Annotated in this window: 29 protein-coding genes; 12 read left to right on the top strand and 17 right to left on the bottom strand. The window is 66.9% G+C overall.

The window, feature by feature from the left end; genetic code table 11:
• Nucleotides 1-8: 8 nt before the first annotated feature.
• Genes VGV37_RS17720 through VGV37_RS17695 form a run of 6 tightly spaced genes read left to right on the top strand, consistent with a single transcriptional unit; the run spans nucleotide 9 to nucleotide 6,009 of the window.
• Nucleotides 9-683, top strand: coding sequence for a CpaD family pilus assembly lipoprotein (locus VGV37_RS17720; RefSeq protein WP_326881042.1), 675 nt, complete (start codon nucleotides 9-11; stop codon nucleotides 681-683).
• On the top strand, nucleotides 680-1,909 hold the full coding sequence (locus VGV37_RS17715; RefSeq protein WP_326881041.1) for an AAA family ATPase: 1,230 nt from the start codon (nucleotides 680-682) through the stop codon (nucleotides 1,907-1,909). The genes VGV37_RS17720 and VGV37_RS17715 overlap by 4 nt, the downstream gene beginning before the upstream one ends.
• Nucleotides 1,906-3,276, top strand: a complete 1,371-nt coding sequence (locus VGV37_RS17710; protein WP_326881040.1) for a CpaF family protein — start codon at nucleotides 1,906-1,908, stop codon at nucleotides 3,274-3,276. The genes VGV37_RS17715 and VGV37_RS17710 overlap by 4 nt, the downstream gene beginning before the upstream one ends.
• A 3-nt stretch (nucleotides 3,277-3,279) precedes the next feature.
• Nucleotides 3,280-4,239, top strand: coding sequence for a type II secretion system F family protein (locus VGV37_RS17705; RefSeq protein ID WP_326881039.1), 960 nt, complete (start codon nucleotides 3,280-3,282; stop codon nucleotides 4,237-4,239).
• Nucleotides 4,236-5,174, top strand: coding sequence for a type II secretion system F family protein (locus VGV37_RS17700; RefSeq protein ID WP_326881038.1), 939 nt, complete (start codon nucleotides 4,236-4,238; stop codon nucleotides 5,172-5,174). Before VGV37_RS17705 ends, VGV37_RS17700 begins: the two co-directional genes overlap by 4 nt.
• Nucleotides 5,175-5,178: 4 nt before the next feature.
• The gene (locus VGV37_RS17695) at nucleotides 5,179-6,009 is read left to right on the top strand and encodes a tetratricopeptide repeat protein (protein ID WP_326881036.1); all 831 of its coding nucleotides are present in this window, start codon (nucleotides 5,179-5,181) and stop codon (nucleotides 6,007-6,009) included.
• Nucleotides 6,010-6,025: 16 nt separating this feature from the next.
• Here VGV37_RS17695 and VGV37_RS17690 read toward each other — a convergent pair whose 3' ends face one another.
• The 3 genes from VGV37_RS17690 to VGV37_RS17680 are packed head-to-tail and all read right to left on the bottom strand — an operon-like array spanning nucleotide 6,026 to nucleotide 8,702.
• Nucleotides 6,026-7,564 (bottom strand): TadE/TadG family type IV pilus assembly protein, encoded by a 1,539-nt coding sequence (locus tag VGV37_RS17690; RefSeq protein ID WP_326881035.1) that lies wholly within the window; start codon nucleotides 7,562-7,564, stop codon nucleotides 6,026-6,028.
• 41 nt (nucleotides 7,565-7,605) lie between these two features.
• Entirely contained in the window at nucleotides 7,606-8,178 is a 573-nt protein-coding gene (locus tag VGV37_RS17685) for a TadE/TadG family type IV pilus assembly protein (RefSeq protein WP_326881034.1), read from the bottom strand.
• Entirely contained in the window at nucleotides 8,178-8,702 is a 525-nt protein-coding gene (locus VGV37_RS17680) for a TadE/TadG family type IV pilus assembly protein (RefSeq protein WP_326881033.1), read from the bottom strand. The genes VGV37_RS17685 and VGV37_RS17680 overlap by 1 nt, the downstream gene beginning before the upstream one ends.
• Nucleotides 8,703-8,989: 287 nt before the next feature.
• On the opposite strand from VGV37_RS17680, the gene VGV37_RS17675 reads away from it, so the two are divergent.
• Nucleotides 8,990-10,201 carry an AAA family ATPase gene (locus VGV37_RS17675; RefSeq protein ID WP_326881032.1) on the top strand — a complete coding sequence of 404 codons (1,212 nt, stop codon included), beginning with the start codon at nucleotides 8,990-8,992 and terminating at the stop codon, nucleotides 10,199-10,201.
• Nucleotides 10,202-10,216: 15 nt separating this feature from the next.
• Here VGV37_RS17675 and VGV37_RS17670 read toward each other — a convergent pair whose 3' ends face one another.
• Nucleotides 10,217-11,593 carry an FAD-containing oxidoreductase gene (locus VGV37_RS17670; RefSeq protein WP_326881031.1) on the bottom strand — a complete coding sequence of 459 codons (1,377 nt, stop codon included), beginning with the start codon at nucleotides 11,591-11,593 and terminating at the stop codon, nucleotides 10,217-10,219.
• A gap of 124 nt (nucleotides 11,594-11,717) precedes the next feature.
• Here VGV37_RS17670 and VGV37_RS17665 point away from each other — a divergent pair, with 124 nt between their 5' ends.
• Nucleotides 11,718-12,170, top strand: a complete 453-nt coding sequence (locus VGV37_RS17665) for a PA2169 family four-helix-bundle protein (protein ID WP_326881030.1) — start codon at nucleotides 11,718-11,720, stop codon at nucleotides 12,168-12,170.
• A 111-nt stretch (nucleotides 12,171-12,281) separates the two neighbouring features.
• Nucleotides 12,282-12,509 (top strand): hypothetical protein, encoded by a 228-nt coding sequence (locus VGV37_RS17660; RefSeq protein WP_326881029.1) that lies wholly within the window; start codon nucleotides 12,282-12,284, stop codon nucleotides 12,507-12,509.
• 36 nt (nucleotides 12,510-12,545) lie between these two features.
• Here the strand turns inward: VGV37_RS17660 and VGV37_RS17655 are convergent, their stop codons facing one another.
• From VGV37_RS17655 to VGV37_RS17640, 4 genes are all read right to left on the bottom strand, one after another.
• Complete coding sequence (locus VGV37_RS17655; RefSeq protein WP_326881028.1) at nucleotides 12,546-12,854, bottom strand: hypothetical protein; 309 nt, start codon at nucleotides 12,852-12,854, stop codon at nucleotides 12,546-12,548.
• Nucleotides 12,855-12,885: 31 nt separating this feature from the next.
• The gene (locus tag VGV37_RS17650) at nucleotides 12,886-13,302 is read right to left on the bottom strand and encodes a hypothetical protein (protein ID WP_326881027.1); all 417 of its coding nucleotides are present in this window, start codon (nucleotides 13,300-13,302) and stop codon (nucleotides 12,886-12,888) included.
• Nucleotides 13,303-13,418: 116 nt separating this feature from the next.
• The gene (locus VGV37_RS17645) at nucleotides 13,419-14,495 is read right to left on the bottom strand and encodes a tartrate dehydrogenase (protein ID WP_326881026.1); all 1,077 of its coding nucleotides are present in this window, start codon (nucleotides 14,493-14,495) and stop codon (nucleotides 13,419-13,421) included.
• 214 nt (nucleotides 14,496-14,709) lie between these two features.
• Nucleotides 14,710-14,856 carry a hypothetical protein gene (locus VGV37_RS17640; RefSeq protein WP_326881025.1) on the bottom strand — a complete coding sequence of 49 codons (147 nt, stop codon included), beginning with the start codon at nucleotides 14,854-14,856 and terminating at the stop codon, nucleotides 14,710-14,712.
• Between the two features lie 267 nt (nucleotides 14,857-15,123).
• Here VGV37_RS17640 and VGV37_RS17635 point away from each other — a divergent pair, with 267 nt between their 5' ends.
• Nucleotides 15,124-16,131: a choice-of-anchor A family protein gene (locus VGV37_RS17635; protein ID WP_326881024.1), complete on the top strand. Its 1,008-nt coding sequence runs from the start codon at nucleotides 15,124-15,126 to the stop codon at nucleotides 16,129-16,131.
• A 9-nt stretch (nucleotides 16,132-16,140) separates the two neighbouring features.
• On the opposite strand, the gene VGV37_RS17630 is transcribed toward VGV37_RS17635, so the two are convergent.
• A complete protein-coding gene (locus tag VGV37_RS17630; protein ID WP_326881023.1) occupies nucleotides 16,141-17,427 on the bottom strand; it encodes a divalent metal cation transporter in 1,287 nt (428 codons plus the stop codon).
• A 71-nt stretch (nucleotides 17,428-17,498) separates the two neighbouring features.
• Nucleotides 17,499-18,389 (bottom strand): LysR family transcriptional regulator, encoded by an 891-nt coding sequence (locus tag VGV37_RS17625; RefSeq protein ID WP_326881021.1) that lies wholly within the window; start codon nucleotides 18,387-18,389, stop codon nucleotides 17,499-17,501.
• Nucleotides 18,390-18,503: 114 nt separating this feature from the next.
• Between VGV37_RS17625 and VGV37_RS17620 the strand changes: the two genes are divergently transcribed.
• Entirely contained in the window at nucleotides 18,504-19,568 is a 1,065-nt protein-coding gene (locus VGV37_RS17620) for a YeiH family protein (RefSeq protein ID WP_326881020.1), read from the top strand.
• A gap of 2 nt (nucleotides 19,569-19,570) precedes the next feature.
• On the opposite strand, the gene VGV37_RS17615 is transcribed toward VGV37_RS17620, so the two are convergent.
• Nucleotides 19,571-20,347 carry an MBL fold metallo-hydrolase gene (locus VGV37_RS17615; protein WP_326881019.1) on the bottom strand — a complete coding sequence of 259 codons (777 nt, stop codon included), beginning with the start codon at nucleotides 20,345-20,347 and terminating at the stop codon, nucleotides 19,571-19,573.
• 86 nt (nucleotides 20,348-20,433) lie between these two features.
• On the opposite strand from VGV37_RS17615, the gene VGV37_RS17610 reads away from it, so the two are divergent.
• Nucleotides 20,434-21,315, top strand: coding sequence for a LysR family transcriptional regulator (locus VGV37_RS17610; RefSeq protein WP_326881018.1), 882 nt, complete (start codon nucleotides 20,434-20,436; stop codon nucleotides 21,313-21,315).
• On the opposite strand, the gene ureG is transcribed toward VGV37_RS17610, so the two are convergent.
• From ureG to VGV37_RS17580, 6 genes are all read right to left on the bottom strand, one after another.
• Nucleotides 21,316-21,942 carry an urease accessory protein UreG gene (gene ureG / locus VGV37_RS17605; protein WP_326881017.1) on the bottom strand — a complete coding sequence of 209 codons (627 nt, stop codon included), beginning with the start codon at nucleotides 21,940-21,942 and terminating at the stop codon, nucleotides 21,316-21,318.
• Nucleotides 21,939-22,613 (bottom strand): urease accessory protein UreF, encoded by a 675-nt coding sequence (locus VGV37_RS17600; protein ID WP_326881016.1) that lies wholly within the window; start codon nucleotides 22,611-22,613, stop codon nucleotides 21,939-21,941. Before VGV37_RS17600 ends, ureG begins: the two co-directional genes overlap by 4 nt.
• Nucleotides 22,606-23,070 (bottom strand): urease accessory protein UreE, encoded by a 465-nt coding sequence (locus tag VGV37_RS17595; RefSeq protein WP_326881014.1) that lies wholly within the window; start codon nucleotides 23,068-23,070, stop codon nucleotides 22,606-22,608. The genes VGV37_RS17600 and VGV37_RS17595 overlap by 8 nt, the downstream gene beginning before the upstream one ends.
• 70 nt (nucleotides 23,071-23,140) lie before the next feature.
• Nucleotides 23,141-24,853 carry an urease subunit alpha gene (gene ureC, locus VGV37_RS17590; RefSeq protein WP_326881013.1) on the bottom strand — a complete coding sequence of 571 codons (1,713 nt, stop codon included), beginning with the start codon at nucleotides 24,851-24,853 and terminating at the stop codon, nucleotides 23,141-23,143.
• Nucleotides 24,853-25,167: an urease subunit beta gene (locus VGV37_RS17585; protein WP_326881012.1), complete on the bottom strand. Its 315-nt coding sequence runs from the start codon at nucleotides 25,165-25,167 to the stop codon at nucleotides 24,853-24,855. The genes ureC and VGV37_RS17585 overlap by 1 nt, the downstream gene beginning before the upstream one ends.
• Nucleotides 25,164-25,466, bottom strand: coding sequence for an urease subunit gamma (locus VGV37_RS17580; protein ID WP_326881011.1), 303 nt, complete (start codon nucleotides 25,464-25,466; stop codon nucleotides 25,164-25,166). The genes VGV37_RS17585 and VGV37_RS17580 overlap by 4 nt, the downstream gene beginning before the upstream one ends.
• Nucleotides 25,467-25,477 lie beyond the last annotated feature (11 nt).

The raw sequence follows: 25,477 nt of genomic DNA, 5'->3' as shown, positions 1-25,477 counted from the left end.
TAGCCAGAATGAAACGAGTCGCCGCATCGCTCTTGCCGTTGCTGATGGTCGCCGGCCTCGGCGCCTGCAGCCGGACGTCCGACGAAGTGCCGGTGCTTGCCCACCCGGAAACGCATCTGACCCAGATCGAAAAGCAGGAACAGCAGTTCCTGGTCCCGGTCGGCCGCGGAACGACGGAGCTGTCGCCGGCTTCCCGCCATGGCTTCGACCGGTTCATCGCGGAGGCTGCGGCCGGCAACCCGCAGATCCTGCACGTCACGCTTTGGGGCGGTGCCCCGCAGGTCGTTGCGACCCTGCGGCAGGCCGCCATCGCCGACGGGGTCAATCCCGCCAAGATCGAGATCCAGCCGGTCGCCGCCGCCGCTCCCGGCCCGGTCGCCGCCGTCGGGCAGGTCAAGGTCATCGCGACGACCTATCGGGCCGTCATGCCGAGCTGCGCCCGGCGCTCGGTCGATGCCATCGCCAACAGCCAGAACCCGGCCTGGAGCGATTTCGGCTGCACCGTCAACAGCAGCCTGGCCGCGATGGTCGAGGATCCGCGCGATCTCATTCAGGGGCAGACCGGCGGCGAGACCGACAGTGCCATCTCCGGTGCGGCGATCGACCGCCTGCTGCAGGACAAGACCCGGAAATTCGACGCCCAGACCTTCACTCCGGGTCAATCCGGCGGATCGGCGCCATGAGCATCCTGCCAGGTCGTCAGGGCGCGCTCGAGTCGGCGCACGGCACCGGCAAGGGACGGGAGCGCTTCACGGCGTTCCTGTCCGATCCGCAAAGCGAGCAGACGGTCCAGCAATGCGTCACGGAAATGGCGCTGTCCTTCAGCTCCGTTCATTCCGGCGGGATCCTGCGCGCCAACGCGCATCTGGAAAAATCCCGCTCGCCCATGGCGCTCATGGTCGATATTTCCAATACCGAACTGCCCGTCAACGAGGTGCATCGCCTGGCTGAAGTGTGCGAGCCGGGCGTGTCCGTCGTGGTCGTGGGCGATCGCAACGACGTCGGCCTCTATCGCGACCTGATCCGCGCCGGCGTCAGCGACTATATCGTGAAGCCGCTGACGCGATCGCTGGTGCAGTCCGCGATCGATACCGTGCTGGGTTCGGCCAGTCCTGGCACCACGCCGCTCAGCCAGAAGTCGGGCCGGGTCGTGACGGTGGTCGGCGCGCGCGGCGGGGTCGGCGCCACGACCGTGGCCAGCAATCTCGCCTGGTATCTCGCCAACAAGGAAAGCCGCCGGGTCTGCCTGGTCGACCTCGATGTCCATTACGGCGATTGCGCGTTGACGCTCGACATCAAGCTCGACGGCAGCGCCGGCCTGCGCGAGGCGCTGGAAAGCCCGACGCGGATCGACGACCTGTTCCTCGACCGCGCCATGGTGCGCAGCGGCGACCGGCTGTTCCTGCTGAGTTCCGAGGAAAAGCTCGAATCGCCGCTTCGGCTGGATCCGGCAGCACTGGCGCCCCTGTTCGAAGTGCTGCGCAAGCAGTTCCACTATGTCGTGGTCGATATTCCGCGCGACAACGGCACGTTCCTGCATCAGATGCTGGACCTGTCGACCACGCGGGTCGTCGTGCTGGACCAGACCGCACGGGCGATCCGGGACACGCTGCGCCTACGCACCATCATCGACGCACCACACCTGGGCCAGCGCAATCTGGTCGTGCTCAATCGCCTGGGCGAGGGCGGGAAGAGCGAGATCGGTCTCGCCACCCTCGCAGACACGATCGGCATGCCGGTGGATGCGACCATCGCGTACCACCCGAAAAGCGTCATCGCCGCCGCCAATGCCGGCCGGCCCATCGCCGGCGAGAAGGGACCGATCGCCGCGTCGATCGCCAACCTCGCCAGCGAAATGAGCGGTCGCCATGTGGCGCAACGCCGTCCGTTCTGGAGTCGGTTGAAATGATCAAGAGCTCGTTCGGTCGCCGGTTCGTCGAGGCCGAGGGGCGCGCCATCGTGGCCGTCCCGCAACCGGCGCCGAAGCTCGAGGAAGATCATTTCCGTGTTCCGGCGATGGATGAAACGCGCCGGCAGATGCGGGACGTGCTGCTGACGCGCATCGAGCCGGCCGCGGCCATGCGCCTGTCACCCGATGGCCTGCGCACGGAGATCCGCCGCCTGGTCGGCGAGATCGGCAACGAACAGCGCGTTCAGCTGAATGCGCGCGAGCAGGAACGGCTGGTCCAGGAACTGTTGGACGACATGGTGGGCCTGGGTCCGCTCGAACCGTTGCTGGCGGACGATACCATCACCGACATCATGGTGAACGGACCGGACAAGGTCTGGGTCGAACGGCGCGGCAAGCTGGAACTGGTCGCCGTGCGGTTCCGCGACAACCAGCATGTCGCCAACATCGCCCAGCGTATCGCCGCCTCGGTCGGGCGCCGGGTCGACGAATCCAGCCCGATCTGCGACGCGCGCCTGGCCGACGGCAGCCGCGTCAACATCCTGCTGCCGCCGCTGGCCTTGTGCGGCCCGACCCTGTCGATCCGCAAGTTTTCCCGCCGCGCGATCACGCTCGACATGATGGTCCGGCAGGCGAACCTGTCGGAGCCGCTCGCCCGTTTCCTGGAAATCGCCGGCAAGGCGCGCCTCAACATCCTGGTGTCCGGCGGCACCGGCTCCGGTAAGACCACCTTGATGAACGCCATGTCCCAGGCGATCGACCCGGGCGAGCGCATCGTCACGATCGAGGACGCGGCGGAATTGCGGCTGCAGCAGCCCCATGTCGTCTCGGTCGAGACGCGCCCGGCCAACCTCGAGGGCAATGGCGAAATCAATCAGCGCGACCTGTTGAAGAACGCCCTGCGCATGCGACCCGACCGGATCATCGTCGGCGAGGTGCGCGGTGCCGAGGCATTCGACATGCTTCAAGCCATGAACACCGGCCATGACGGCTCGATGTCGACCGTCCATGCCAACACGCCGCGCGACGCGCTGGCGCGTGTCGAGAACATGGTGCTGATGGCGGCGATCGGGCTGCCGTCGCGTGCCATCCGCATGCAGATCGTCAGCGCGCTCGATCTGGTGGTCCAGATCGAGCGCATGCGCGACGGCATTCGCCGGGTCGTGAGCGTGATGGAGGTCGTCGGCCTCGAATCCGACGTCATCACGACCCAGGAACTGTTCGCCTATCGCTATGAAGGCGAGACGCGCGAGGGCACGCTGCGCGGCAGCTTCGTCTGCTCGCGCTTCCGGCCGCATTTCCTGGAGCGCGTTGCGGAATTCGGCCTCGAGAAGCGGTTCCAGGAAATCATGGGGCTGGAGGGCTGACGAATGCGGATCGATCCGGTGCTGCTCATCAGCCTCCTGATCTTCTGCGGGCTGCTGATCGCGTTGCTTCTGGCCTCATCGGGCAAGAACAAGAAGAGTGCGGCGGTCAAGCGTCTGCAGGCCCTGTCGCCGGTCATGAACGCGAAGCTCGAGGGCGACACCGATACACCGCAGCGCAGGGAGGCTCTGCTGGCGCTCCTGCCGGATTCGGTCCAGCAGAAGATGCGGCGTGCCCTGGTGGCGACAGGCGACAAGCTGTCCTTCGAGGGCCTGCTGCTGGTGGCCGCGGGCATTGGTGCGGCCATCGGCCTGCTGTGTTCCGTGGTCATCGGCCTGTCGATGACGATCTCGGTTGCAGCCGCCCTCGTCTCGATGGTCGTGCTGCCCTGGTTCGTGCTGCGCAGCATGAAGGCAAAGCATGTCGCGAATTTTCTGCGGCTGTTTCCGGACGCCATCGACCTCATCGTCCGCGCGGTGCGCGCGGGGCTTCCGGTGTCCATCGCGCTCGAGGCGGCAGGCCGGGAGACGCCCGATCCGGTCGGCGTGGAATTCCGGCACGTGATCGCCGACATGCGCATCGGCCTCGATCTGGACGAGGCGCTGGCCCGGGCCGCGGCGCGGATCCGGCTGGTCGATTTCGATTTTTTCGTGGCCAGCCTGGTCTTGCAGCGCAAGAGCGGCGGCAATCTTTCGGAAACCCTGGCGGTTCTCTCGTCGGTGCTGCGGCGCCGTGAGGAACTGCGCTCCAAGACCAAGGCGATGACGTCCGAGGCGCGCGCCTCCGCCGTCGTCCTCGCGGCCCTTCCGTTCTTCGCGGGCGGCGGCATCCTGTTGATCAACCCCGGATATTTCAGCATTCTCATGACCGATCCGCGCGGTGCCTACGTCCTGGGTGGTGGCTTGCTCAGCCTGCTGTTCGGCATGCTGTCGATGCGCGTCCTGATCCAGAAGGCATTGGCATGAGCCCGTTCCTGACGCTGCTCCTGTCGCCGGTGACGCTCGTCGCCATCCTGCTGGCGCTGACCGCGACGCTCGGCATCCTTCTGATCACCCGAAGCTCCAGCCGCCGTATCGCCGATCGCCTGACGGAACTCAGCCCCAACGTCGCCGGGGTGTCCGCCTTGAGCGTGGGCAGAAGGCGGTTCGGCGCGCTCGGCCAGAAACTGGCGGCGACGCCGCTGATCGGCAGCAACGAACTGGTCAAGGTCGTCGCGGCCTTGGCCGATGCCGGCATTCGCGGCCAGGACAAGCTTGGCCTGTTCATCGCGACCAAGACGACCTTGGCGCTGGGTGCCAGTGTTGGCTGCTGGCTCGCGCTGCAACAGCTGGGAATGATGCCCGACGGCTTCGGCATGCAGGCGGTGGTCGAAATCGGATCGGCCCTGCTGGGCTGGCGGTTGCCCGACGTGGTCGTCTCGCGGCTCGCGGTCCGCCGGCGCGATATGCTGCGCAGCGGCATCGCCGACGTGCTCGATCTTCTCGTCATCTGCGTCGAAACGGGGTTGGGGCTGGAGCAGGCGCTGGATCGCGTCAGCCGGGACATCGCGGTCGCCAACCCGGTCATCGCCGAAGAGTTGGCGAAGACGGTGGCCGAAATCCGCGTGCTGCCGCAGATGCGCGATGCCTTCGACAATTTCGCCAAGCGCAGCCGGTTGCCGGCGATCAAGAGCGTGATGACGACGCTGATCCAGACCATCCAGTACGGCACGCCGCTGGCGCAATCGCTGCGCGTCCTCTCGGGCGACATGCGGGCGCACCGGATGCTGGAGATCGAGGAACGGGCCGCCCGCCTGCCGGTGCTGCTGACGATCCCGCTCATCATGTTCATCCTGCCGTGCCTGTTCATCGTCCTCGGCGGCCCCGCCGTGCTCCAGGTCATGACCTCCTTCAAGGGATAATGAATTGATCGAAGCTTCACAGCGCGGCGCCTTGGGTCGTCGATTTCGGGGCGGGGCGCTGGTCGCGGTTCTCTGGTCGATGGGTGTCGCCGGCTGCGCCGTGGCACCGGCCACCGACCCGGTCGCGACTCTGGGCAACGGTGGCGTCGACAAGGCCAAGGTCTCCCAGCAGCTCGCCGAAGCGGCCCGCCAGGGCGGGGATTATGCCGGTGCCATCGAGCTCTATCGCAGAATGCTCGCCGCCGGCGGCGACCCGCTCACCGCTCATCTGGGCCTCGGCGACGTGATGCTGGCCAGCGGCGCGCTCGACGATGCCGAAAAGGAATATCAGGCTGCGGTGGTGATCGCGCCGAGCCGGCCCGAGGCGCAACTCGGCATGGGCCGCCTGCTCATGGCCAGGCATCGCCCGGCCGAAGCGCTCGCGGCTTTCGATATGGCCTTGCGGAACGGTGCCCCTCGCGCCGTCGCCCTGAACGGCAAGGGCCTGGCCCTGGACCTGCAGAACCATCATGCGGAGGCGCAGAACATCTACCGCGAGGGACTGGCCGATGCGCCGCAGGACCGGGTGCTGCGGAGCAACTATGGCCTGTCGTTGGCATTGTCCGGCGACTACAAGGGCGCGCTGGCGCTGCTGATGCCGCTTGCCCAGGATGCCGCGGCATCGGTGCGCAACCGGCAGAACCTGGCGCTGGTCCTGGGGCTGAACGGCGATACCGCCGCGGCGCGCAGCGTGGCGTTGCACGACCTCAGCCCCGAAATGGTCGATGCCAACATGCAGTTCTACGAGGCGGCCCGCATGGCCTCGGTCGCACCGGCGGCCACGCCGGCACCCTGAGGCCGGCCCCGCCCGATCACTTGGAAATGCGCAGCTTGGTCAGGCTGTTGGCGATGCTGTTGAACGCGGCGTAGAGCGCCGTCTGGTTCTGGGCATTGTAGTAGAAGGCGGGGTCGCCCTGGCCGACGGTCTGGCCGGCACAATAGGAAATGGCACCGCCCGACGAGGATCCGCTGTTCAGGAACACGGAATAGATCACGACCCCCTGGGTTTTCAGTTCGTCGCATACCAGCTCTTCCTGGGCATCGATCGTCGCGACCGACGGAGGGCTCGACGTCAGTCCCGGATAGCCGGTGTAGTCCCACTTATTGACGCCCGAGCTGTTCGCGGTCGCGTGAATCGCATTGACGCCATCCGTCATCAGCACCACGGCCTTCTGCCATGGCGCAGTGTTCCATTTACTGGTGGGTTGCCCGGCGGCGGCGAACGGTCCATAGGACGACAGCATCCGGTAGCCCCAGGCCATGCCGATCGAGCCTGCGGTGCCGCCGTGCTGCCACTGCTGCATGCCCTTGTTCGCAATTGCCGTGCCGGTAGCATCCGCACCGATCGAATCGAGCAGCGGCTGCAGGTTGTTGGTCATCGGGACGACCGGTGTCGGGCAGGATTGGTTGGGTCCACCGGTCGTGTTAGGGAACCCGCCGGTATTGCCGTTGATAAACGGGCCCATGTAGATCGAGCTCGCTGTCGTCCAGTTGAGGTCGGTCCCGAAGGTACCGTCGTTCGGCCACCAGTATTTCGTCAGATAGTTCGCCTTGGCCGCGCTGACCGGCGTATCGAGATCGGTTCCGATCGACCCGGCGCTCATCGGGGCCGCGAAGGTCGACGGGCGTTCCACCACGCAACCGGTCCAGCCGGCAGGGTTCGTGGGCTGATAGGGCGGTGGGTTGCTTAGGGGATCGAGCATGCTGGCCGCGACGCTGCCGGGATTGACCGCCGCCACATAGGGCACGATGCCGACGCGGGTCTGCGGATTGTTCGTCGTGGCCGTGCCGAACAGCGAGACCACGAAATGCCCGGCCGCCGTCTTCAGCGCCATGATGTTCGAATTGGCGCCGGTGGTGTTGTCGCCGCCCGGGTATGACAGGGAGCCGGTGTTGTCGAGCACCATCGCCACTTCGATGCTCTTGGCAAAAGCCACCGTGCTCTGGCTGGTCACGGGAATGGTGCTGAGCCCGGCCAAGCCCATGAAGGACGTCTTGATCTGGGCCGTCGCCGTGACGGTCAGGGTCGTGCTGGTCTGCGTGACGCCGGCGGTTCCGACCGTGATCGAGCCGTTGGTCGGGAAATTGGCCTGCAGATAGGCCGAAACCAGGCTGTTGGCGGCACTCGAGGTCATGCTCGGATTGGCGCCGACGGCGAGCCCTGCGGTGTCCAATGCCGCGGTCAGCTTCGCGCGCGCCATGTAGGCCCGGGTTAGGTCGACGGCGACGCCCATGGAAAGCACGAGCGGGACGATGGCAGCGGCCGTGATCACCGCGACGGTGCCGCGCTCGTTGTCCCGCAGGGACCGCAGTCGCTTGCGGAGGCTCCGTGGATTGGCCGGCGAGGACATTCTCAACTCCAGTGGCAAGGTTCGTGTCCCGTGATCGTGGGTCAGCAAGGCTTCGCAACCTGCAGGCCCAGGCGCGGCCGGTTGAACGATCGTTCGCTCAGGGTCTTGGCGCCCAGCGCCGCCAGGACCGCGGGGGTCAGGATCTGGAAGCTCACGGCGGGCTGGAACGCGTATTTGACGTTCACCATGATGATGGTCTGGCCGGAGACGCCGAGGCCGTAGGCCGTGCTGAGCGGGATCGTCGTGTCCGCCGCCGGCCCGCCGCTGCTGGTGCAGCGCCAGCCCCCGGTCATGGTCGGTTGGTTGCTGGAATCATAGGCCACGCCGACGACGTCGACGGTCAGGGCGCCGCTGGTCGGCAGCGGGGCCATGATCTGGGTCGCGGCATTGACGATGTCGTTGAACTGGCCATTCTGCCAGGCACCGACCTGCGCGACCATGTCGGACACCGACTGGGCGGCCATCAGGGTCTTGGAATCGGCCGTGGTCAATTCCGAGAACTGCTCCATGCCCAGCCACATGACCAGCAGGACCGGTACGACCAGGGCGAATTCGACGGCCGCGACGCCCGATCGGTCTCGGCACAGCTTCCGAAGCAGGTTCGTCACGGACATCAGAACGGCTCGTTCTTCACGATGACGGTATATTGGATGGGCGTCGTCGTGTTGCTGACGTGCATGAGGTTGGTCAGGCCCGGGACCATGTTCTGCCAAGCGTAGATCACCCGGACGGCGACGATCGAACCGCTGCCGCCGGTATTGAAGCAGTTGTTGGTGACCTTGCCCTGGGCATTGTAGGTCGGTGCCGGCATGTTGATCGCGCCGAAGGTCGCGAAGCTGTGCACGTCGAAATAGAGGTTTGCACAGGGCAATTGCCCGAACAGGTTCTTGCAGACGTTCGTCTGGAAAGTCGTCAGGGTCGAGTTCTGCGTCGGCGGACAATTCGTATCGATGTTCTGCATCTGCCCGGTCTCGATCTGCCGGGCGGCCTGGGCGACGGCGCCCTGCACGACCGCGTTGCAGAAGATCATCAGCGCGGAATTCAGGACGACGAACAGTACGGCGAAGAACGGAACCGCGAGCAAGGCGAATTCCATCGCCACGACGCCCTCGGTCCGCAGGGCCAACCGTCGAAGCACGCGGCCGTACGCGGCCAGTCCCCGTCTTCCTGGGGCCCGCGATCGTTCACCGTGCCCGGCAATGTTCTCCAACGGAAAGGAACTCCGAAACCGCGACGACAGGAAGCCAAGTCAATGGCATGCAAAAGACCATGAGAATCGTTTAGAATCCGTAACTTTTGCAGGTCCGGCACCCTTTCCGGTGGGTATCGGCGGGGGCGAAATATCGACAATTGTTGATATTCACATAATATAAATGGACGACACCTAAGCTCCGGTCGATTTTTAACGGCTTGAAGAGTTTCTGAATGCAAGCAGCCCCGGAGACGGAACAGCTCGAGGAGGCCGCTCCGCGAGAAAGCTTCGCGGCATTCCTGGCCGACGACGCGAGCGTTCAACAGGTTCGGCAATGTATCGCCGAGATGGGGCTCCCTCCCAGCTGCGTGCATCGCGGCGATATCAGCACGGCGATCAACTATCTGGAAAAGGTGCGTTCGCCGCGGGCGCTGATGGTCGACATCGCCGGGGCCGAGCCGGCGCTAACGAAGATTCAGCATCTGGCCGACGTGTGCGAGCCGGGCGTTTCCGTCGTGGCGGTCGGCGACCGCAACGACGTCGGCCTCTACCGCGACCTGCTGGGCGTCGGGATCAGCGACTACATCGTCAAACCCTTGCCGGCCTACCTCATCCACAAGGCGATGAACGGGCTGCTGGGCCTGGCCGAAGTCGCCAACACGCCGCTCAGCCACAAGCTGGGCAAGATCATCACCGTCGTCGGTACGCGTGGTGGCGTGGGCGCCTCGACCCTGGCCACGAACCTCGCCTGGGGGCTGGCCAACCGGAAGCATCGCCGGGTGGCGCTCGTCGATCTGGATCTGAAGTACGGAGCGTGCGGCCTGATGCTGGGCGTGAAGTCGGACAGCGGTCTGAGAGAGGCGCTGGAACGACCGGTCCGGGTCGATGAGCTGTTCGTCCGGCGGGCCATGATCCCGTGCGGCGAGCGTCTGTTCCTGTTGGCCTGCCAGGAGAAAGTCAACGATCCCATCGTGGTCGATCCCCTGGCCCTGTCCCAGCTGGTTTCGATCCTGCGCAAGGAATTCCACTTCGTCGTGCTGGACGCCGCACGGGAAAATTCCACCCTGCTGGCCCAGGCCCTGGAACTCGCGAGCACCAGGATCGTCGTCGTCGACCAGACGACCCTGTCGGTCCGGGACATGCTGGGGATGCGCGAGGCCTATCGCCTGGGGCAGGACGACAGCCGCAACATGATGGTGCTCAACCGGTTCGGCGAGTCCGGAAAAGCCGGGATCGCCGCCAAGGAAATGGAAGAGGTGGTCGGTCTCCGGTTCGATTCGATCGTTCCGTTCGATGCCAAGAGCGTCGTTTTCGCGGCGAATGCCGGTGTCCCTCTGCTGAACCGCCGCGGCCCGGCGGCCAAGGCGATCGAGCAACTGGCCGAAAAGCTCGGCGGCCATGCCCCGTTGAGCCGGAAGCGCTGGTGGCAGATTTTCCGCAAATGACCGAGGCCGTGATCTTCAGGGCTTGAGTTCGCCGAGCATGGTCGGGATCAGTTCGGCCACGGTCGGGTGGATGTGCACGGCCCGTTGCAGCACCGTATAGGGCGCCTTCGCGGCCATGGTATCGAGCATCGCATGGACCGCTTCGTCGCCGTCGACGCCCAGGATGGCACCGCCCAGGATCGCATCCGTGTCCGCATCCACGATGACTTTCATGAAGCCCTGGGTCTCGCCTTTTTCGACCGCGCGGCCGACCCGCGTCATCGGCCGCTTGCCGATGCGGATGTTGTGACCCGCGGCGCGCGCCTCGGTCTCGGTCATGCCGACCCGGCCCAGCGGCGGGTCGATGAACAGGCCGTAGGTGACGATACGGTCGCTGACCCGGCGTGACCCGCCGCCCAGCAGGTTGTCCGCGACGATCTCGAAATCATTGTAGGCGGTGTGGGTGAACGCCCCCTTGCCGTTGCAATCGCCCAGCGCCCAGATGCCCGGCACGTTGGTCCGCAGCTCGTCGTCGACCGTGACATAGCCGCGGGCATCGGTGGCGATGCCGGCCCGCTCGAGCCCCAGGTCGTCGGTGTTGGGCCGGCGCCCGACCGCCATCAGCAGGTGCGAGCCCAGGATCTCGGGCGCGCCGGCCGTGCAATCGACACCGACCGCGATGTCGTCCCCCTGGGGGGCGATGCGGATGCAGGTGGCGCCGGTGCGGATCGCGACGCCCTCGTTTTCGAGGATGCTCCGGATCCCGTCCGACACGTCCGGGTCCTCGCGCGGCAGCAGGTGCGGCCCGCGCTCGATCACCGTCACGTCGGCACCGAAGCGCCGGTACATCTGCGCGAATTCCAGGCCGATATAGCTGCCGCCGACGATTACCAGGTGGCGCGGCACCCGGTCGAGTTCGAGGATCGAGGTATTGGTCAGGTAGGACACCTGGTCGAGACCCGGAATCTCGGGCACCACGGCGCGTCCGCCGACATTGAGGAAGATGCGCTCGGCGGAAATCACCTCGTCGCCGATGCGTAGCGTGTGGGCCTGCTCGAAGCGTGCGTGGCCACGCAGCACCGTGCAGCGCGCCATGCCCCGAAGCCATTTCTCGACATTGCCGCTCGCCGTGGTCGAGACGCCGTCCTTGCGCGCCTTGACCGCCGCCATGTCGACCGACACCGCCCCCTCGATCCGGATGCCGTAATCGGCCGCGCGGCGGGCGACATGCGCGGTCCGGGCGCTGGCGACCAATGCCTTGGTCGGCATGCAGCCGGTATTGACGCAGGTGCCGCCGAACAGGTGGCGCTCGACCAGCGCGACGGTCATGCCGGCCGCGGTCAGGCGACCGGCGAGCGAGGGTCCGGCCTGACCCGCGCCGATGACGATGGCGTCGAACCGTTGCTCCGGCATGGCCGTTCTCCCCAGATTTCCGACGGGCCACGCTAGCAAGTCGCCCCGTGTGGCGAAAGCATGGAGGACGGGTAGGCAACCGTTTGCCGGTCGCGCGGCTTGTTCCTGCACAAGGAGAATTGCCATGACATCGAACGAGCACGACCTGGACACCCTCAACGGCCTGATCGAGGTCACCCTCGACAGCGCCCATGGCTATGAGGATGCGAGCAAGGATACCAAGAACCCGCATTTCAAGACACTGTTCGGCAAACGGGCGATCGAGCGCAAGCAGGTGACCGCCGAACTGCAGACCGAAGTGCGCCGCCTACTGGGCGGCAAGCCTGCCCAGGCCGGCACGACGGCCGGCAAGGCGCATCGCGTGTTCATGAATCTCAAGGCCGCCATCACCGGCAGCGACAAGGGCATCGTGAACTCGGTCGAAAGCGCCGAGGACCATATCAAGGCCGAATATGAAAAGGCCCTTGCCGACGACGACCTGTCCGCCCCGGTGCTGGATATCGTCGAGCGCGCCTATGCCTCGGTCAAGGCCGGGCACGACCAGATGCGCGACCTGAAGCATCACATGGAAGTCTAGGGTCGGCGGGGGCGCCGGTCGGCGCCCCCGGTTCCTCTGTGCGCAACTGCCCGAACGAACCAATTGGCGACTCGCCTGTTGTGTATGGACCTTCAGCAAGCGAGACAGGCAATGCACGGTTCATTCGCCGACATCAAAAGCTACACGGCGATCCAGCGCCCCGTGCGTCGGGCGACGATCGCCACCCCGCGTCCGGCCGAGTGGCCTGGCAGGGGACTGCTTCCCTTGCTTGGGCTGATCCTGGCGGCCGCGGCCATGATGCTGCTGCCGCTGATACTTCCCATCATCGGGCTGCGCCGGGTGTTCGGACGGGGCAAAGGGGCGCCTGTCCTATTCTAGGGACGGCGAGCATCGCTCGCCGCCCTCGCTTCCTTCCTACCGATTTCCGCCTGGGGTGTCCGACGTCGCGGCACCTGTTGCCGCCTTGGTGTGGCCCGTGTGCGGGTCGCCGGCGGTATTGCGCGCCGTCGGCACCGCATTCGGCGGCTGGGCGACGCCGGCGCCGGTCATCCGCGAAGTCTCGAGCGTCGGCTTGGCCCCGCTTTCCGCGGGCGAAAGCCCGGTCCGCGTGGTCGAGACCGACGGATCCGCGGACGTGCCGGCGCCGCCGGGCGTGGTCTGGGCCCAGGCGCCGCTTGCGGCGAGAAGGCCCAGGGTAACGAGGGTTGCGGCCGCCCTCTTCATGATCTTTCTCCTCGATCGGGAATGCGGTCGGTCACTGCGGCGGCAAGACCACGACCGGCGGCGCGGTGACGGTAGACGTCACGGTGCTCGACCGCTTGCTCCAGTTCGGTGGCGGGGCGGGATGGGAATCGCCGAGGATGACCGAGCGGGCCCCGGTGCCGAGGCTGAGGTCGGCCATGGCGGCCGCCGTGGCGCCGCCGCTCTGCGACGGGCGCACCTGGGCGGTCATGCCGTCCTTGCTGACACCGGTAATCTGGCCGAGTGCGTTGCCGTTGGCGTCGCTCAGGCGCTTGCCGACGACGTCGTGGGCCGTCAGGCCACCCGGTTGCTGGTCGCCGGACCCGCTGATCGGCAGGGACGCCGGCGATGATTGGGCATGGGCCGGCGGCGCGGCCGCGGATGCCGACAGCACCGCCAGGCTGGCGGCTGCGATAATCAGAAGTCTCATGGGAAATCCTCCATCCCTCTGCAGATCCGACTGAAACGTGTCGTCCATGAGAGAAAAACCCGCGACGAGCCCATAGGGTTCATCGCGGGCCGAAGACGGAGATTGCCGGCGGACGTCTAGTCGAGCGCGTCGGCCACCGCTTTGCCGCAGGCTTCGGTGCCGAGCGAGCCGCCCAGGTCGCGCGTGCGCAGATGAGGTTCCTGCAGGGTGCGTTCGACGGCGGCGACGATGGCGGCCGCCGCTTCCGGTTCGCCCAGGTGTTCCAGCATCATCGCCGCCGACCAGATCTGGCCTACCGGATTGGCGATGCCCTTGCCGGCGATGTCGGGTGCCGAGCCGTGCACCGGCTCGAACAGCGAGGGCGAGGTCCGCTCGGGATTGATGTTGCCGGAGGGCGCGATGCCGATCGTGCCGGTGCAGGCGGGGCCCAGATCCGACAGGATGTCGCCGAACAGGTTGGACCCGACGACGACGTCGAACCAGTCCGGATGCAGCACGAAATTCGCCGTCAGGATGTCGATATGGTACTTGTCCCATCGCACGTCGGGATAGTCCTTCGCCATCGCCACGACCCGCTCGTCCCAATAGGGCATGGTGATCGAGATGCCGTTCGACTTGGTCGCCGAGGTCAGGTGCTGCTTCGGGCGCGACTGGGCCAGCTCGAAAGCGAATTTCAGGATCCGGTCGACGCCGGTCCGGGTCATCACGGTTTCCTGGATCACCAGCTCGCGATCCGTGTCCGGGAACATGCGGCCGCCGACTGAGGAATATTCACCCTCGGTATTTTCTCGCACCACATAGAAATCGATGTCGCCCGGCTTGCGGCCGACCAGCGGGCAGGGCACGCCGGGCATCAGGCGGACCGGGCGCAGGTTGACGTATTGGCTGAATTCGCGGCGGAACTGGATCAGCGATCCCCACAGCGACACGTGGTCGGGCACGGTATCGGGCCAGCCGACGGCGCCGAAGAAGATGGCATCGTGCGATCCGATGCGAGCCTTCCAGTCGTCCGGCATCATCTGGCCGTGGCGCTGGTAATAGTCGCAACTCGCGAAGTCGAAGTCGTCGGTGTGCAGTTCGAAGCCGTATTTCGCCGCTGCGGCCTCGAGGACGCGCACGCCCTCCGGAACGGTTTCCTTGCCGATGCCATCGCCCGGTATCACGGCGATGCGATAGATACGGTTGGACGCCATTCCCTCACCCGATCGTCTGTTCTGCCAAGCGCACGCGTGTCGCCGGCGCGATCATCGCATCTCCGCGGCGCCTCGCCAACCGGATGCAGGCAGGACAAATCGACGTCGATCGGCTCAACCCCAACCGACCTCGTGCCGGTTGGGGCCGCGGTGGCCGCCGCCGCGCGAAGGCCCTCTCAGCGCGGCGCCGGCCCCGGTCTCAGTCGTCCGTATCTTACGAATGCGGAACGACGTGATGGTGGTGGTGCGGGTGGTGATGGACGCGATGATGGTGGTGACGCGGCGGCACCTGGGCCATCGCGACCGGGATCGAGGCGGCGAGGACGGCGAAGGTGGCGAGACCGAGAAGCAGCTTGCGCATGGGATGAGCTCGAAATAGGGGGTTCAGACCGCGGCGTCGATCGCCGCTTCACGAGCAATAACCCATCGGAGTCGCGCGAGGTAGGGTTATCGGACGGTCAGCATCGGACGCGCGCCGGTCGTTGCGTTGATGTCACTCATCGTCGATCTATTTGGAGGCGCGAAAACAGCTCTGGATGAAGCGACGTTCGCTTAATTCAATTTTTATGATTCTCCGATATCAACAAGTCATTATCGGTCGCTCTTCAGTCGAAAGCATTATCAGATCATGAACGTTCGGAATTTCCGAGCCGCCGCGACGCGCGCCCTCGTCGCCGGCACCGCCTGCGCCGTCCTGGCAATGGCCTCGGCACCGGCGCGCGCCGATGCCATCAGCGTCGGCACGCTCGACCAGCTCAACCTCATCGTGTTCGGCAGTGTTTCGTCGTCTTCGGAGATCGGCGGTCGGGCCGTCATCGGCGGCAGCCTGGCCGGCACCTCGAACGTCTTCATCAACGGGACGAACGCGACCGCCTCGTCCTATGCGGCGCTGACCGTCGGCGGCAGCCTCGCCGGCACCGTCAACGTGAACGACGGCGGCACCGTCATCGTCGGCGGCAGCGCCGGGACGATCAACCTCAATGGCGGTGGCTTGGCCCTGGTCGGCGGCGCCATCACGGGCAACAACAACGGCCACGAACTGGCGAACCAGGGCGGCCTGATCATCCCCAGCTTCAAGGCGAGCGCGCTCAGCGTGTCGAGCGGTCTCGACCAGCTGACCGCGAACTCGACCCTGGTCCAGGCCAACCAGAACAGCAACGTCTTCACCGCCCATCCCGATGCCTCGGGCGTCGCGGTGTTCGACATCACCGGCGCCCAGCTGGCGGCGGCTGATCCGACGTTCCTCCTGAACGGGGCGACCAGCGTCATCATCAACGTCGACGCCGCCAGCCTGACGCTGGCGCGCAATTTCAACGACGCGTCGCTCGGCCCGAACCTGCTGTGGAATTTCTACGACGCGACCAGCCTGACCTTCGGCACGGAGTTCGGCGGGACCATCCTGGCGCCGCTTGCCGCCGTCACCAACAACAACGCGATCGACGGCACGCTGGTCGCGAACAGCTTGACCCAGAACGGCGAGATCCATCTGGCCGCCTACAAGGGCGTTCTGCCGGGCAGCGGCACGGCCAGCCCGGCCGGCGCGCCGGTCACGGTGGCGGAGCCGTCGGTCCTCTGCCTGCTCGCCGTCGGCCTCGCAGGCTTCCTGTTCGCCCGCTCGCGCCGTCGCCGGACCTGACGCCACCCCTCAGAACATCGTCGCGAACATCACAAGCACCGCCACTGCCATGAACCCGGTGCCGATCCAGCCGTTGATCGCGAGGCCGCGCGAGATGGTGAAGTCGCCCATGATCTTGCTCTGCGTCGCCAGGCGGACCACCATCGCCATGATCGGGACCGCGGCCACCCCGTTCAGCACGGCGCTCCAGATCAGCGCCTTGATCGGATCGATTCCGATGAAATTGATGCCGGCGCCCACGATCGTCGCGATCGTGATGGCGCCGTAGAACGCCTTCGCGCGTTTGGGCCGCTGATCGAGCCCGACCGGCCAGCGGGCCGCCTCGCCGATGGCATAGGCGGCCGATCCGGCGAGCGAGGGCAGGGCCAGCAGCCCGGTGCCGATGATGCCGCCGGCGAACAGTACGAAGGCGAATTGGCCGGCGATCGGCCTCAGCGCCTCGGCCGCCTGGGTGGCGCTCTGGATGTCCTTGACGCCATGGACATGCAGCGTCGCAGCGGTCGTGATCATGATGCACAGCGCGATCAGGTTCGACAGCCCCATGCCGACGATCGTGTCCCAGCGGATGCGGCGCAGCGCGTCCGGCGCTTGCTGCGGCGCCAGGCGCAAGGGCTTCGATCCGGCGTGCTCCTGCTGTTCCTCGACCTCGAGTCCGGCCTGCCAGAAGAACAGGTAGGGGCTGATGGTCGTGCCCAGCACGGCCACCACGATGGTTGCATAGTCGGCGGTCGGCTCGATCTTGGGCCAGACGATGGCGAGGCCCACCTCGCGCCAGGGCACGCCTACGACCAGGACCGAGCCGACATAGGCCAATAGCGAAAGCGTCAGCCATTTCAAGATGTTGGCATAGCGGGCGTAGCATACGAAGACTTCCAGCAGGATCGAGATGGCGGCGAAGCCGATCACGTAGAGCCCGCTTGGCCCACCGATGAGCAGTTGCAGGCCCGCGCCCATGGCGCCGAGATCTGCACCGAGGTTGCAGACGTTCGCCAGGACCATCAGCCCGACCAGGATCTTGACGACGTATCCGGCCTGGTGGCGCACCAGGTTGCCGGCGATGCCGCGCCCGGTCACGCGGCCGATGATGCCGCTGATCTCCTGGATGCCAACCATCAGCGGATAGGTGATGACCAGTGTCCAGGCCGTGGCATAGCCGAACTGGGCGCCCGCCTGAGAATAGGTTGCGATGCCGCTCGGGTCGTCGTCGGAAGCGCCCGTGATCAGGCCGGGACCGATCACCTGGAGCAACAGGGGCGTTTTAGGCTCCTTGACGGGCTGTTCTGCCAACGCCGACATCGGTCATCCCCCCGGTCGCATTCGGTTTTTCTAATTCACCAACTGCAGGCGACACGCTTCGTTCCGTCGCGTCAGTCCGAGGGTCGGTCGAGCAGTGCGTCGAAGGCGGCGGCCGCGGCACTGGGCTGCCGCGCCGGCAGGCGCAACCGGGTCAAAGTGCGCCGAACGTCGAAGCCCGTCGCCCGCAGGACGGCGAGTTTGCCCAGCGCGATCTGGTCCGCCGCTGCGGCCGCCGACACGATCGCGACGCCATATCCGCCGGCGACGATCTGCTTGATGGCTTCGGTGCTGCCGACCTCGAGGATCCGGCGCGGAACGATGTGGTAGGTTTCGAGTGCTGCCAATGCCACGTCGCGGGTGCCGGATCCAGGCTCGCGCACGATGACGATCTCGTCGGCGACATCCTGCGTCGTGACCGGGCGGCCCGACTGCGCCAGGCGATGATCGGGGGCGGCGATCAGGATCATCCGTTCCGTGCGCCACGGCAGGACCTCGATGCCGGGTTCGTCGACCGGACCTTCGACCAGCGCGATGTCCAGATCGCGGGCACTCAGCAGCTCGGCGATCGCCCGGGTGTTGGCGCTGGTCAGGCGCAGCTCGATGTCGGGATGACGCTTGTGGAACGCTCCCAGGATCGGCGGCAGCTGATAGGTCGCGACGGTCGTACTCGCCCCGACGCTCAGCGTGCCGCGCTGCAGGCCGCGGAGCGCCGCCAGCTCTTCCTCAGCCGCGCGTTCGGCACCGAACAGGGTTGCGGCGTGCCGCATCAGCAGGCTGCCGGCCTCGGTCAAGGCCACACCACCGGGACCGCCCCGCTCCAAAAGGCGGCTGCCGACCTGCGCCTCGAAATCGCGCACGCCCTTAGAAACCGCCGGTTGGCTCAGGTGCAGTGCCTCGGCGGCGCGCGAGAAGCTTCCGTGCCGGGCAACCGTGGCGAACAGGCGGAGCAGGTGCAGGTTCAATCCCATAGATCCAGTCTATAGGAACATGAGAAATATGTATTGGAGTTATGATCGCCGCAAGCTCAGTTCAGCAGGGCCGGCGTCGCAGCCGACGGATGTTTTCCGGAGCCTGTCATGCCTGCCCTCCTTGCCAACCCGGCCCGCTTCCTGCCTGGCGTCGCGCTGTGCGCCGCCGTGACGCTGGCGGCGGTCGGACTGCAGGTCGTCGAGGAACGGCTGCTCGGTCGGCCGTATCTCGAAGCCCTGGTCCTGGCGATCCTGCTCGGCACGATTGTCCGTTCGGTCTGGACGCCCCATCGGCGCTGGCTGCCGGGCATCGGTTTCAGCGCCAAGTTCCTGCTCGAACTCGCGGTCATGCTGCTGGGTGCCTCGATCAGCGTGCAGACCATCCTCGCGGTCGGGCCGGGGCTGCTGCTCGGCATCGTCGGCATCGTCTTGGTAGCGATCCCGGCCAGCTACATGCTGGGCCGGCTGATGGGCCTGCCACAGCGGATCGCCATCCTGATCGCGTGCGGCAACTCGATCTGCGGCAATTCCGCCATCGCCGCGGTGGCACCGGTAATCCATGCCGACAGCGACGACGTCGCCTCCTCGATCGCCTTCACCGCCGTACTGGGCGTGGTCGTGGTGTTGACCCTGCCGCTGCTGATGCCGCTGTTCGGCCTGTCGGCGACACAATACGGCGTGCTGGCCGGCCTGACGGTCTATGCCGTGCCCCAGGTGCTGGCGGCGACGGTGCCGGCCGGCCTGCTCAGCACCCAGATCGGCACCTTGGTCAAGCTGGTCCGCGTGCTGATGCTGGGGCCGGTCGTGCTGTTCCTGTCCCTGGGCGCCGGCCACCTGGAAAAGGCGGCGATCCATCGTTCCGCGGTGGTGGCCGGCGAGGACCTGCCCACGACGGGCAAGCTGCCGCTGCATCGGCTGGTCCCCTGGTTCATCGTCGGCTTCCTGGTGCTGGGCGGCCTGCGCTCGGCCGACCTCGTCCCGCATCTCGTGCTGGCGCCGGCCGCAGTCATCGCCAACCTTCTGACGGTGATCGCGATGGCGGCCCTCGGCCTGGGCGTGGATGTCCGCGTCGTCGCCCGGGCCGGCGGCCGGGTGACGACGACGGTGATCGTTTCGCTTCTCGTCCTCGTCACGATCAGCCTGGCGCTGATCCGCGTCCTGGGCGTCGCCTGACCCTACAGGGACAGGCGGACCAGCCGGCCACGCTCCAGCGGCACCAGACGGTCGCCGATGCCGAGCGTGGTGAAGGCCTGCCGCAGGTCGGCGTCGGTCTCGGCGAAATGGCCCCAGCCCTCGTTATGCACCGCGACGATCTTCGCATCGGGAAAGGCGTGAGCGGTTTCGAGCGCGTCGTTCGCGTCCATGGTCAGATGGAACCGGCCGCGCGGCTCGGCCGAACCGGCGAACAGGATGACCAGCTTGGGCTTGAAGCGGCGGGCGACCTCGGCCACTCCCTCGTACCAAACCGTGTCGCCGGTGATGTAGATCGCGTCGCCCGGTTCATCGACGCCCAACAGGAAGCCAGCGACGTCGCCCGCGATCGGTTCGATGCCCGGCGGACCGTGGCGTGCCGGGGCGGCGGTCACATGCAGGCTGGCCCCCTTGGTACCGTCGAGCGTGACGGTCTGCCAGGGAGCGAGGCCGACCGCATTGCCGCCGAGCCGGCTCGCCCCGATCGGTGTGGTCAAAGTCGTCCGGACCTGGGGCAGGAAGGCCCGGCCGGCGCGGTCGAGATTGTCGGAATGCTGGTCGTGGCTCAGCAGCACTGCGTCGATCGCGCCGATCTCGGCGACTGACAGGGCCGGGGCGGTGGTCTTCTCCAGCATGATGGTGCCGGACGGATAGGTGCCGGGCGCGTCGAACGTCGGGTCGGTGACCAGGCGCAGCCCGCCCAGTTCGATGACGACGGTCGGGCCGCCGATCAAGGTGAGCGTAGTATCGAACGTAGACATTGAACGGGCTCCAGGTGGGACGCATCGATGCGGCTTCCAGGAGATAGGCGCTGGCGGCCTGAGCGGGAATTCGCTAAATTTTCGCAATGGCTGATCGTTTTCGCACAGGGCCGGATTGGGAGGACGTGCGCTTCTTCGCAGCACTCGCCCGGCACGGCAGCTTGTCTGCGGCAGCACGGGCCCTCGGCGTCAACCACGCGACGGTGGCGCGCCGCGTCGCGGGGCTGGAGGAGACGGTCGGGGCTCGGCTGTTCGAGCGGCGGCCGACCGGCTACGAACTGACCGCTGCCGGCCGCGACGCGCTGCAGGCGGCAGGCGCCATGGAGACCGCCGCTCGTTTATTGCCGCGTCGGGAAGCGTCGGCCGAGGTCGCGGGTCTCGTGCGCATCACCGCGACGCCGACCTTGGCGGAGGCGTTCCTCGTGCCGCGGTTGGGACCGCTGCAGCAGCACCATCCGGCGCTCGACCTGGAGGTGATTGCCGACCTGCGCGCGATCAGCCTGCCGCGGCACGAGGCCGACGTGGCGCTGCGGCTCGCTCGGCCCCAGGACGGGGACCTCATCGCCCGCGCCGTCGCCACACTGCGGCACGGCTTCTATGGGACGACGGGCTGGCGCGATCGGATCGCGGTCGGTGAGACACCGATCTTCGTGGGATTCGACGAGGCCGGCGCGCATCTGCCCGAGGCGGCGTGGCTGGCTCGCCAGTTCCCGACCTGTCGGCTGGCGTTCCGCACCAACAGCCAGATGACCCAGGCCGGCGCTGCCCGTGCCGGCTGCGGCATCGCCCTGCTGCCGAATTTCCTCGGGTCGACCGACCCCGGCCTGGTCCCGGTACCGATCGAGCCGCTGCCGCCGACCCGCGAGATCTGGCTGCTGACCCGGCGCGACGTGATGTCCACCCCGCCGATCCGCACCGTCACCGACTTCCTGCTCGAGTTGTTCCAGCGCGAGCGGGCGGTCTTGTAGCTACTCCGCCCGCAGCCCGCCGGCGCGTTCGATGAATTGCACGATCTCGGCCAGGCCCTTGTTTTCCTTGAGATTGGTGAAGAGGAACGGCCGCTCCCCGCGCATCTTGCGGGAATCGCGGTCCATGACCTCCAGCGAGGCGCCGACCAGCGGGGCCAGATCGATCTTGTTGATGATCAGCAGGTCGCTGCGGGTGATGCCGGGTCCGCCCTTGCGGGGGATCTTGTCGCCGGCCGACACGTCGATGACGTAGAGCGTGATGTCGGCCAACTCGGGGCTGAAGGTCGCGGCCAGATTGTCGCCGCCGCTCTCGATGAAGATCACGTCGAGGTTCGGGAACAGCCCGTTCATCTCGGCCACGGCCGCGAGGTTGATCGAAGCATCCTCGCGGATCGCCGTGTGCGGGCAGCCGCCGGTCTCGACGCCGCGGATGCGGTCGGGTGTCAGCGCGCCGGAGCGGGTCAGGAACTCCGCATCTTCCTTGGTATAGATGTCGTTGGTGATGGCCGCGATGTCGTAGGTGTCGCGCATCGCCTTGCACAGCCGGTCGGTCAGCGCCGTCTTGCCGGAGCCGACCGGGCCGCCGATGCCGACGCGCAGGGGGCCGTGGTGATGGGAAGCGCTCATGAGCGGAACAGCCTCGTATATTGCGTCTCGTGACGCATGGATGAGAGATCGATCGCCGGCGCCGCCGTGCCGATCTCGTCGAGCGATGCGGCCTCGGCCGCCGCCGCGATCCGGGCGACGATCGAGGCGAGGAGGGCGAGTGTGCGTTGCCCGTCGGTCTGGCCCAAGGGGATGAGCCGCACGCCCGCCGACACCAGATTGGCCGCAACCGCCTGGGCGAAACCCAATAGGGCAGCCGCGAGCGGGATCTGCCCGGCCGCAGCGGCGCCGAAGGCGACGGGATAGGTCAGCGGTTGGTCGCCGGCCAGCCGGTCGAGCGGCGTGCCGGGCCAGGCGGCACGGGTCGCGAGCACGAAGGATGCGCCCTGCTGGGTGGTTTCGAGCGATGTTTCGGCCGTGCCGCGCAGGGCCTGGGCCAACTCGCGGACCTCTTCGAACCCGGCGGCATCGTCGGTCGCGGCGGCGCGCCAGGATGCGGCGAGCAGCACCAGATCGGCCCAGCCGGCACCGGCCTCCAGGACCGTCGCGACATAGTCGGCGAGCCCCGTCACGTCGGTGACCTTGCCGGCTTCGACGACCCATTCCAGCCCGTGGCTATAGGAAAAAGCACCGACCGGATAGGAGGGCGACAGCCAGGTGCCGAGCGGCAGCAGCCAACCCAGGTCACTCATCCTCGAACCTGCTCGAATGGTCGTGTCCGCCGGCATAGGCCCCAGCCTCGGGCGTGAAGGGCACGGTGACCGCGCGCACTTCGCCGCCCAGCCCCCGCACCATGTCGGCGATGACGTGATCGTCGCGGATCAGCAGCGCGTCCGGCAACAGCTGGATCGGCAGATGCCGGTTGCCCAGATGATAGGCCAGACGGGCGAGGCCGGCCGTGCCGGCGCGGATCTCCAGCAGCGCTTCCTTGGCCGCCCTGACCTCGACGAAGCCGCCCTCGTCGAGTTCCAGCCCGTCGCCCTCGCCCAGCAGCACGGCCTTCGCCAGGTCGAGCAGCAGCGGCTCGCCCTGGTCGGTCACCAGGCGCAGCCGCCGGCGATGGCGTTCCAGGTAGGAGAGCGTGACGGTGCCGGCCTGTCGGGCAGCAGGCCAGGTGCCGGCCTTGCGGGCGGTGTGGGCGCGGCGCATCAGGCGAGAACGCCCCCTCTCCGCCCCATCGGGGCGGAGAGGGGGCTCAGCGTTGGGAAGGGTGAGGGCGTCAAAACAGGAAATACCGCTGCGCCATCGGCAGCACGTCGGCCGGCGCGCAGGTCAGCAACTCGCCGTCGGCGCGGACCTCGTAGGTCTCGGCATCGACCTCGATCCTGGGCGTGGCGTCGTTCAGCACCATGCTCTTCTTCGAGATGCCGCCGCGCGTGTTGCTGACGGCATGGAGCGGGCGGCTCAAACCCAGGCGTCCGGCGATGCCGCCGGCCAGCGCCGCCTGGCTGACGAAGCTGACGCTGCTCAGCGTCAGGGCACGGCCGAAATTGGCGAACATCGGCCGATAATGCACCGGCTGCGGCGTCGAGATGCTGGCGTTGGGATCGCCCATCGGTGCTGCCGCGATCGAACCGCCTTTCAGCACCATATCGGGCTTCACGCCGAAGAAGGCCGGCGACCAGAGGACCAGGTCGGCGAACTTGCCGGGCGCGATCGAACCGACCAGATCCGAGATGCCATGGGCGATCGCCGGATTGATCGTGTATTTCGCCAGATAGCGCCGGACGCGGAAATTATCGTTGTTCGGGCCGTCGCCGGGCAGCCGCCCGCGCTGGCGACGCATCTTGTCTGCGGTCTGCCAGCAGCGGATCAGCACTTCGCCGACCCGGCCCATGGCCTGGCTGTCGGACGAGATCATCGAGATGGCGCCCAGATCCTGCAGGATATCCTCGGCCGCGATCGTCTCCTTGCGGATCCGGCTTTCGGCGAAGGCGATATCCTCAGGAATACGCGGATCGAGATGATGGCAGACCATGAGCATGTCCAGATGCTCGTCGAGCGTATTCACGGTGTAGGGCCGCGTCGGGTTGGTCGAGGACGGCAGCACGTTGGGCTCGCCCACCACCTTCAGGATATCGGGCGCATGGCCGCCACCGGCGCCCTCGGTATGGAAGGCGTGGATCGTGCGGCCCTTGAAGGCGCCGATCGTGGTCTCGACGAAGCCGCTTTCGTTGAGCGTGTCGCTGTGCAGCGCCACCTGCACGTCATGATCGTCGGCGACCGACAGGCAGCAGTCGATCGCCGCCGGGGTGGTGCCCCAATCCTCATGCAGTTTCAGGCCGCAGGCGCCGGCCTCGATCATCTCGATTAAGGCATTGGGCTTGCTGGCGTTGCCCTTGCCGAAGAAGCCGATGTTCATCGGCAATCCCTCGGCCGCCTGCAGCATGCGCTCCAGGTGCCAGGGGCCGGCGGTGCAACTGGTGGCACTGGTGCCCGCCGCCGGGCCCACGCCGCCGCCCAGCATGGTGGTGACACCGCTGTAGAGCGCTTCGTCGACCTGCTGCGGGCAGATGAAATGGATATGGGTGTCGATGCCGCCGGCGGTCAGAATTTTGCCCTCGCCGGCGATAATCTCCGTACCCGGACCGATGATGATGGTGACGCCCGGCTGCACGTCCGGATTGCCGGCCTTGCCCCACCCGACGATGCGGCCGTGCTTCAGGCCGACATCGGCCTTGAAGATGCCGGCTGGGTCGAGCACGACCACGTTGGTGATGACCGTGTCTACCGCGCCCTCGGCACTCGATAATTGGCTCTGGCCCATGCCGTCGCGGATGACCTTGCCGCCGCCGAACTTGACCTCCTCGCCATAGATCGTGTGGTCGGCCTCGACCTCGATGAACAGCTCGGTATCGGCCAGGCGGATGCGGTCGCCCACGGTCGGTCCGAACATGCCGGCATAGGCGCGGCGGTCCATTCTGGTTGCCATCAGGGCCTCTCCAGCTTGCCCATGACCGCGCCGGCGAAGCCGTAGACTTCGCGGTTGCCGGCAAAGGCGACGAGGGTTACTTCGCGGGTCTGGCCGGGTTCGAAGCGAACCGCGGTGCCGGCGGCGATGTCGAGCCGCATGCCACGGGCGGCGGTGCGGTCGAACGTCAGCGCATTGTTGGTCTCGGCGAAATGGAAATGGCTGCCGACCTGGATCGGCCGATCGCCGGTATTGGCGATGGTGAGGGTGATCGTGGGACGACCGGCGTTCAGCTCGATCTCACCGGCGGCGGGAATGATCTCGCCGGGAATCATCGGATCGGCTCGTGCACGGTGACGAGCTTGGTGCCGTCGGGAAAGGTCGCCTCGACCTGGATGTCGTGGATCATCTCGGCCACGCCGTCCATCACCTGGTCGCGCGTCAGGATCTCGCCGCCCGCCGCCATCAGGTCGGCGACCCGTCGGCCGTCGCGGGCGCCCTCCACCACGAAATCGGTGATGAGCGCGATAGCCTCGGGATAGTTGAGCTTGACGCCCCGTTCCAGGCGCCGTCGCGCCACGATCGCCGCCATGGCGACCAGCAGCTTGTCCTTTTCCCGTGGACTGAGATTCATCGTTCGGCCAC

Origin of the sequence: Aliidongia sp., assembly GCF_035943795.1 — a bacterium.
GTDB lineage: Bacteria > Pseudomonadota > Alphaproteobacteria > ATCC43930 > CGMCC-115725 > Aliidongia.
The sequence above is the reverse complement of the archived record's forward strand: the minus strand, read 5'-3'. Positions and strand labels throughout refer to the sequence as shown.

Excerpts from the sequence above, each read along its gene's own strand:
- VGV37_RS17685 (WP_326881034.1), bottom strand. The coding sequence starts at position 8,178 with ATGTCCGTGACGAACCTGCTTCGGAAGCTGTGCCGAGACCGATCGGGC.
- VGV37_RS17620 (WP_326881020.1), top strand. The coding sequence starts at position 18,504 with ATGCCTGCCCTCCTTGCCAACCCGGCCCGCTTCCTGCCTGGCGTCGCG.
- ureG (WP_326881017.1), bottom strand. The coding sequence starts at position 21,942 with ATGAGCGCTTCCCATCACCACGGCCCCCTGCGCGTCGGCATCGGCGGC.
- VGV37_RS17655 (WP_326881028.1), bottom strand. The coding sequence starts at position 12,854 with ATGAAGAGGGCGGCCGCAACCCTCGTTACCCTGGGCCTTCTCGCCGCA.
- VGV37_RS17600 (WP_326881016.1), bottom strand. The coding sequence starts at position 22,613 with ATGAGTGACCTGGGTTGGCTGCTGCCGCTCGGCACCTGGCTGTCGCCC.
- VGV37_RS17615 (WP_326881019.1), bottom strand. The coding sequence starts at position 20,347 with ATGTCTACGTTCGATACTACGCTCACCTTGATCGGCGGCCCGACCGTC.
- VGV37_RS17640 (WP_326881025.1), bottom strand. The coding sequence starts at position 14,856 with ATGCGCAAGCTGCTTCTCGGTCTCGCCACCTTCGCCGTCCTCGCCGCC.
- VGV37_RS17700 (WP_326881038.1), top strand. The coding sequence starts at position 4,236 with ATGAGCCCGTTCCTGACGCTGCTCCTGTCGCCGGTGACGCTCGTCGCC.
- VGV37_RS17675 (WP_326881032.1), top strand. The coding sequence starts at position 8,990 with ATGCAAGCAGCCCCGGAGACGGAACAGCTCGAGGAGGCCGCTCCGCGA.
- VGV37_RS17710 (WP_326881040.1), top strand. The coding sequence starts at position 1,906 with ATGATCAAGAGCTCGTTCGGTCGCCGGTTCGTCGAGGCCGAGGGGCGC.
- VGV37_RS17595 (WP_326881014.1), bottom strand. The coding sequence starts at position 23,070 with ATGCGCCGCGCCCACACCGCCCGCAAGGCCGGCACCTGGCCTGCTGCC.
- VGV37_RS17720 (WP_326881042.1), top strand. The coding sequence starts at position 9 with ATGAAACGAGTCGCCGCATCGCTCTTGCCGTTGCTGATGGTCGCCGGC.
- VGV37_RS17610 (WP_326881018.1), top strand. The coding sequence starts at position 20,434 with ATGGCTGATCGTTTTCGCACAGGGCCGGATTGGGAGGACGTGCGCTTC.
- VGV37_RS17580 (WP_326881011.1), bottom strand. The coding sequence starts at position 25,466 with ATGAATCTCAGTCCACGGGAAAAGGACAAGCTGCTGGTCGCCATGGCG.
- VGV37_RS17660 (WP_326881029.1), top strand. The coding sequence starts at position 12,282 with ATGCACGGTTCATTCGCCGACATCAAAAGCTACACGGCGATCCAGCGC.
- VGV37_RS17630 (WP_326881023.1), bottom strand. The coding sequence starts at position 17,427 with ATGTCGGCGTTGGCAGAACAGCCCGTCAAGGAGCCTAAAACGCCCCTG.
- ureC (WP_326881013.1), bottom strand. The coding sequence starts at position 24,853 with ATGGCAACCAGAATGGACCGCCGCGCCTATGCCGGCATGTTCGGACCG.
- VGV37_RS17705 (WP_326881039.1), top strand. The coding sequence starts at position 3,280 with ATGCGGATCGATCCGGTGCTGCTCATCAGCCTCCTGATCTTCTGCGGG.
- VGV37_RS17665 (WP_326881030.1), top strand. The coding sequence starts at position 11,718 with ATGACATCGAACGAGCACGACCTGGACACCCTCAACGGCCTGATCGAG.
- VGV37_RS17645 (WP_326881026.1), bottom strand. The coding sequence starts at position 14,495 with ATGGCGTCCAACCGTATCTATCGCATCGCCGTGATACCGGGCGATGGC.
- VGV37_RS17670 (WP_326881031.1), bottom strand. The coding sequence starts at position 11,593 with ATGCCGGAGCAACGGTTCGACGCCATCGTCATCGGCGCGGGTCAGGCC.
- VGV37_RS17715 (WP_326881041.1), top strand. The coding sequence starts at position 680 with ATGAGCATCCTGCCAGGTCGTCAGGGCGCGCTCGAGTCGGCGCACGGC.
- VGV37_RS17635 (WP_326881024.1), top strand. The coding sequence starts at position 15,124 with ATGAACGTTCGGAATTTCCGAGCCGCCGCGACGCGCGCCCTCGTCGCC.
- VGV37_RS17690 (WP_326881035.1), bottom strand. The coding sequence starts at position 7,564 with ATGTCCTCGCCGGCCAATCCACGGAGCCTCCGCAAGCGACTGCGGTCC.
- VGV37_RS17650 (WP_326881027.1), bottom strand. The coding sequence starts at position 13,302 with ATGAGACTTCTGATTATCGCAGCCGCCAGCCTGGCGGTGCTGTCGGCA.
- VGV37_RS17585 (WP_326881012.1), bottom strand. The coding sequence starts at position 25,167 with ATGATTCCCGGCGAGATCATTCCCGCCGCCGGTGAGATCGAGCTGAAC.